Source organism: Nocardia wallacei, assembly GCF_029869545.1.
Classification (GTDB): domain Bacteria; phylum Actinomycetota; class Actinomycetes; order Mycobacteriales; family Mycobacteriaceae; genus Nocardia; species Nocardia wallacei_A.
In genome coordinates this window covers 1-5,397 of sequence record NZ_JARWQD010000233.1, presented here as the reverse complement: position 1 = coordinate 5,397, position 5,397 = coordinate 1, and the positions used below count along the sequence as shown (strand labels likewise).

Here is a 5,397-nt window from a genome sequence, read left to right as displayed (position 1 = left end):
CCTCGTCCAGTGGTTCTGGTCGGCGAACCGGATCCGCATTGTGATGGTGGTGGGCTTGCCGGCGGCGAGGTCGGCGACCGCTGTCATGATCGCGGGCAGGTCGTCGGGGTGTAGTTGCGGGTTGCGGTGCCGCGCGGGGCTGCGGCTACCGCCCGGCCCCCGGCGCGGGGCTGTCGGTTCCGCGGCGGCCGCAGTCGCGCACGGTCGTGCCCGCCGGGGCCGTGGCGCTCGCGGGTGGCTACAGCGCGGTCTATCCGCGCAGTACGCCCGGTGGCTGGCGCATCATCGGCACGACGGAGCTGCGGATGTGGGACCTGGAACGCCCGGAGCCCGCGTTGCTGCGGCCCGGTGCCCGAGTGCGGTTCGTCAGAGCGGGGGACGCATGAGTGTCGTGCGTGTCGTCGCACCCGGATTGCTGAGCACGATCCAGGATCTCGGTCGCCCCGGCTGGTTCCATGCCGGGGTCGGCGTATCCGGCGCCGCCGATCGGCGCTCGTTCACGCTGGCCAATCGGCTGGTCGGCAATCCGGAATCGGCGGCGGCGATCGAATGCGTGCTGGGCGGGCTGCGCCTGGAATTCGCGGAGCCCGCGGTGGTCGCGGTCACCGGTGCCCCCGCGCCGATGAGCGTCGACGGCCGTCCCGAGGCGACGGCGTCGGTGCTGTTCCTCGCCGCGGGGCAGCGACTGGAGCTGGGCATCGCCGAGTCGGGGCTGCGCTGCTACGTGGCGGTGCGGGGCGGCCTCGACGTGGACCCGGTGCTCGGCTCGCGCAGCCGCGACACGCTGGCCGGGCTCGGGCCCGAACCGCTGCGGGCCGGAGACGAACTGCCGCTGGGGCGTGCGCCGCGGTCGTGGCCGTCGGTGGAGGTCGCGCCCGTGGCGCCGATGGATTCCGGCACGGTGACCGTGCGCGCGCGGCTCGGCCCGCGCGACGACTGGTTCGCGGGACCGGCGGATCTGTTCACCGGATACTGGCAGGTCTCCACCGATACCGACCGCGTCGGCGTGCGCCTGGACCGGGCGGACGGCCCGGCACTGACGCGCCGCAACGATGCGGAACTGCCGACCGAGGGCATGCCGCTGGGCGCGATCCAGGTGCCGCCGTCGGGTCAGCCCGTGGTGTTCCTCGCCGATCACCCGATCACGGGCGGCTACCCCGTGGTCGCGACGGTGATCGACGCCGACGTGGATGTGCTGGCCCAGGTCCGCCCCGGGCAGCGGGTGCGGTTCCGGGAGTGGTCACCGTGACGCGCGTGCGGAGCGGACCCACCGATGCAGGCGTAGCCTGTGCAGCGCAGCACATCCGAGAGGGGAAGCTCATGCCGTTGCCGCAGGCGCTGGCGAAGTTCAACCGACGGGTCACCAACCGGGTCGCGGGCCTGGTCGCCGGGCGCGCACCCGGGCTGGGAATCATCGTGCACACCGGCCGCAAGTCGGGCCGGGTCTATCGGACGCCGATCACCCTGTTCTCCCAGGACGGGGTCTTTCGGGTCGCGCTCACCTACGGCCGCGATGTCGACTGGCTGAAGAATATTCTCGCCGCGGGCGAGTTCGAGCTGGAAACCAACGGGCACACCGTCACCGGGCGCGATCCGGTGGTGCGCCACGATCCGAGGGTGAGCTGGGCGCCGCCGGGTGTGCGGCAGGCATTGAGCGCCATCGGCGCGGAGTTCTACGTCGAATGGCGTCCCGCCTGACCGTCGCGCCCAGTCCTATTGCGGTCGGTCGGGGTGACAGGTGATGTCGGTGGCAGGGAGGGCTCCGGTCGCGAGATAGCCGTTGATGGTGTCGTTGATGCAGGTGCTGAGGTCCGGGCGGAAGGTCATGTGGATGCGGACGTCCTGCAGCGTCGCCAGGCGGGAGGCGGTCAGGTGCTCGTGCAGGCGGACGCCGTGGGCGTAGGGGGTGCGGGGATCGCCGGTCGCGGCCAGGATGAGCGCGGGCACGGCATTGCGGACCACGGTCGCGGGCTCGGCCGGGCGGGGCCAGAAGGCGCACGGCTGAATATTGTCGGCCATCGCCCCGAACACCGGCTGTGACGCCCGGGACGCCTCGATGTTGGTCCAGTACCACGCCGGATCCTCCGGCGCGGCGGCGTCACCGCAGGCGATGTAGGCCAGCTCGGAATTCTCCTCGTCGCGCAGCGCCTCGAGCAGCGCCTGCAGTCGCGGCGTGCGCGCGGTGGTCGGCGGGCCGCCCGCCGCGTCGGCGATCTCCCGAATGCTGTCGGCCAGAGCCTGATTCGAGCGGAAGCTGTTGAGCAGGTTGTGCAGCAGGAACGGTAGCCAGTGGTCGTCGATCCGGAAGCCGTCGAGCACGATCGGCTCCCGCGCGGCGGCGGCGATGAGATCCTCGACGGTCGCCCGCACCTGTTCCGCGGTGCCGCCGAAGTGGTAGGTGTCGTCGCGGGTGGCCGCCCAGGCGGCCCAGTCGTCGAGTGCCGCCTCGTCGGCCGGGCCCCAATCCTGTACCAGCCCTTCCCAATAGCGGTCCGGATCGATCGCGCTGTCGAACACCATGCGGTCGCTGTGCTGCGGGAACATCTGGGTGTACACCGCGCCGAGGTAGGTGCCGTAGGAGACGCCGAAGTAGCTGATCCGCGGCTCGCCCAGGGCCGCCCGCACCACGTCCATATCGCGGGCCGTATTGCGGGTGGTGAGCCGCCGGGCGGCCTCGGGATCGGCGGTGACGCAGTCGCGGGCCATCGTCGCGGCGCGGCCGGTGTCGGACAGGAAGCCGTCGAGGTCGACGCCCGCCGAATGCACCATTTCGCCCGCGGCCCAGCCGCATTCGCGCGCGCCCTCGGATTTCCCCACGCCGCGCGGGTCCATTCCGATCAGGTCGTACTGCGCCCGCACCTGTGGGTCGAGCACATCGCCGAGCAGTTCCAGGCTGTCGCGGCCCGCGGCGCCGGGCCCGCCGGGATTGGAGAACAGCACGCCCCGCCGCTGCTGGGGATCCGTCGCGGGCACCCGGGATATCGCGACAGTGATGGTGCGCCCCAACGGATTCGCGTAATCGAGCGGAACCGGAACGGCCGCACACTCGGCCCCGGCGGCATCCAGACTCTCACTGTGGCATGCCTGCCAGTCGATCCGCTGCCGCGTGAACCAGTCCGCCCGATCCCATCCCGGCACCGACCGCGCCCCCGGAACCGCCACCAGCCCCGCGACCACCACCACGCCCATCGACCACCGAACCAGACTCCCCAACAACCCTCTCTCCCTCTCCACCATCGACCTCGCACCCACCGTATCGGCCACACCGAACTCCCGCCGACTACGGCAACCCCCAGCCCCACCCGGGACGGGAAGGCCACAGGTTCCGGGGTCGCGCGGGCCACGACATTCCCAGCACGGGAAGGTCACCGGTTCCGGGGCGAGGGCCACGACATTCCCAGCACGCGAAGGCCGCCGGTTCCGGGGCGAGGGCCACGAGATTCCCAGGACGCGAAGGCCGCCGATTCCGGGGCACGAGGGCCGCGAGTTCCCGGCACGCGAGAGCCACACATTCCGGGGACGGGAGAGCCAACTATTCCCGGGACGGGAGAGCCAACTATTCCCGGGGCGAGAGAGCCATATATTCCGGGACGCGAGGGCTATTTATTCCCGGCACGCTTGTGGCCGGGATCCCGTGGCGACTCGCCCGCGGGATGGGGCGGGGGTGGGTGGGCGGCCGATAGATTCGGCGGGTCCGCTGATCAGACTCGTGGAGGCGCCGGTGACCGACCTGGTGGATCGTTCGACCGATGGCGGGTGCGCCGAGCGGCCGCCCGTGGCGGTGGCGTCCGTGACCGCGGTCGCGGTGGTGTCGGCGGTGGTGCTGGTGTTCTCGGCCTCGCGATACGGGTACTTCGGGGACGAGCTGTATTTCCTGGCGGCGGGGCGCCGACCGGCGTGGGGCTATGCGGACCAGGGGCCGGTGCTGCCGCTGGTGGCCCGGTTCATGGACATCCTGGCGCCCGGGTCGTATCTGGTGCTCCGGCTGCCCGCGGTCCTGCTGACAGTGGCCGCAATCGTGTTGTGCGCCATGCTCGCCCGGGAATTCGGCGGCGGGCGGGCGGCGCAGACGCTGGCGGCCGTGGGGTACGCGTCGTCGCCGTTCCTGTTGCTGCAGGGCGCGATGCTGACCACGAACGCGGTGGACACCGCGCTGTGGGTGATCATCACGTGGCTGCTGGTGCGCTGGGTGCGGACCCGCCGCGACGTGCTGTTACTCGCGGCCTCCCTGGTGACCGTCGTGGACCTCCAGGTGAAGTGGCTGATCCCGTTCTTCTGGCTCGCGGTGGCCGCCACCAGCCTGGCGTTCGGGCCGCGGGAGCTGGTGCGGCGGCCGCTGCTGTGGCTGGGCGGCGCCGTCGTGGTCGTATCGGCCATTCCCGAACTGCTCTGGCAGGCCCGCCACGACTGGCCGCAACTCGCGATGGGCACCGAGATCGCGGGTGAACAGGATGTGCTGGGCGGCAAACTGATGTTCGTGCCCATGTCGGTGATGGTGGCGGGGCTGCTCGGGGCCCCGCTGCTGGTGTTCGGGCTGTGGGTGCTGTTGCGCTGGAAATCGTTGCGGGACTTCCGTTTTCTCGGTGCCGCGCTCCTGGTGCTGTACCTGGTGTTCATGGTCACCGGCGGCCGGATCTACTATCCGGCGGGCATGTACGCGGTGGTGATCGCGGCCGGTGCCGTGGGTGCGGTGACGGTGCTCCGCCGCTGGTCGCCGCGGTGGCGATACGTCGGCGGCGCGGTGGTGGTCGCGCTGGCGGCCTGGGCGGCGGCGGTGACCCTGGACTCCACGTCGTGGCGTCCGGCCGAACAGGTCGCGCCGCCGCGCGACGACGCCGAGGCGGCGCTGGCGATCGGCGTCTACGGCCGCTTCGGCTGGCCCGAACTCGACGACGCGGTGACCGCCGTGTACGACGCGCTCCCGCCGTGGCAGCGGGAGCGCACCGTCCTCGTCACCGATACCTATTGGCAGGCAAGCGCTCTCGACCAACTCGGCCGCGACCACCTCCCGCCGATCTACAGCCCCAGCCGCGGCTTCGGCTACTTCGGCGCACCGCCCGACGACGCCGAGGTGGTGCTCGCCGTCGGCGGCTACGAGACGGTCCTGCGCACCCAGTTCGACCACGTCGAGCCCGTCGGCAAGGTCGACACCCGCCTCGGCTTCCCCGGCAACACCCAGAACGTCACGATCTGGAAGTGCACGGGCCAGCGCAAGCCGTGGTCACAGGTCTGGCCCCACTGGATGCATCTGTAGCCCCGAACCGCCATCCGCCCCAAGCCAACTTGCCGCCGATCGTATTCCCGCACGCCCTGCGTGTTTCCCCCCCCCCGGGGGGGCCCCGGGAGGGGGGGGGGGGCCCCCCAGGGGGGGGGGGGCGGGGGGGGGGGGGGGGGGGG

Annotated in this window: 4 protein-coding genes and 1 pseudogene; 4 read left to right on the top strand and 1 reads right to left on the bottom strand. The window is 71.8% G+C overall.

The window, feature by feature from the left end:
• Positions 1–122 precede the first annotated feature (122 nt).
• The 3 genes and pseudogenes from QH290_RS19710 to QH290_RS19700 form a co-directional block, all read left to right on the top strand.
• Positions 123–386: pseudogene (locus tag QH290_RS19710) on the top strand (carboxyltransferase domain-containing protein); the annotation flags it as partial.
• A complete protein-coding gene (locus QH290_RS19705) occupies positions 383–1,249 on the top strand; it encodes a 5-oxoprolinase subunit C family protein (RefSeq protein ID WP_280265950.1) in 867 nt (288 codons plus the stop codon). The pseudogene QH290_RS19710 and the gene QH290_RS19705, both read left to right, overlap by 4 nt.
• A gap of 71 nt (positions 1,250–1,320) precedes the next feature.
• Positions 1,321–1,698: a nitroreductase family deazaflavin-dependent oxidoreductase gene (locus QH290_RS19700; RefSeq protein ID WP_280265949.1), complete on the top strand. Its 378-nt coding sequence runs from the start codon at positions 1,321–1,323 to the stop codon at positions 1,696–1,698.
• A 15-nt stretch (positions 1,699–1,713) separates the two neighbouring features.
• Here the strand turns inward: QH290_RS19700 and QH290_RS19695 are convergent, their stop codons facing one another.
• A complete protein-coding gene (locus QH290_RS19695) occupies positions 1,714–3,213 on the bottom strand; it encodes an alpha/beta fold hydrolase (protein WP_280384410.1) in 1,500 nt (499 codons plus the stop codon).
• 508 nt (positions 3,214–3,721) lie between these two features.
• Here QH290_RS19695 and QH290_RS19690 point away from each other — a divergent pair.
• On the top strand, positions 3,722–5,254 hold the full coding sequence (locus QH290_RS19690) for an ArnT family glycosyltransferase (protein ID WP_280384407.1): 1,533 nt from the start codon (positions 3,722–3,724) through the stop codon (positions 5,252–5,254).
• Positions 5,255–5,397 lie beyond the last annotated feature (143 nt).

Excerpts from the sequence above, each read along its gene's own strand:
- QH290_RS19700 (WP_280265949.1), top strand. The coding sequence starts at position 1,321 with ATGCCGTTGCCGCAGGCGCTGGCGAAGTTCAACCGACGGGTCACCAAC.
- QH290_RS19705 (WP_280265950.1), top strand. The coding sequence starts at position 383 with ATGAGTGTCGTGCGTGTCGTCGCACCCGGATTGCTGAGCACGATCCAG.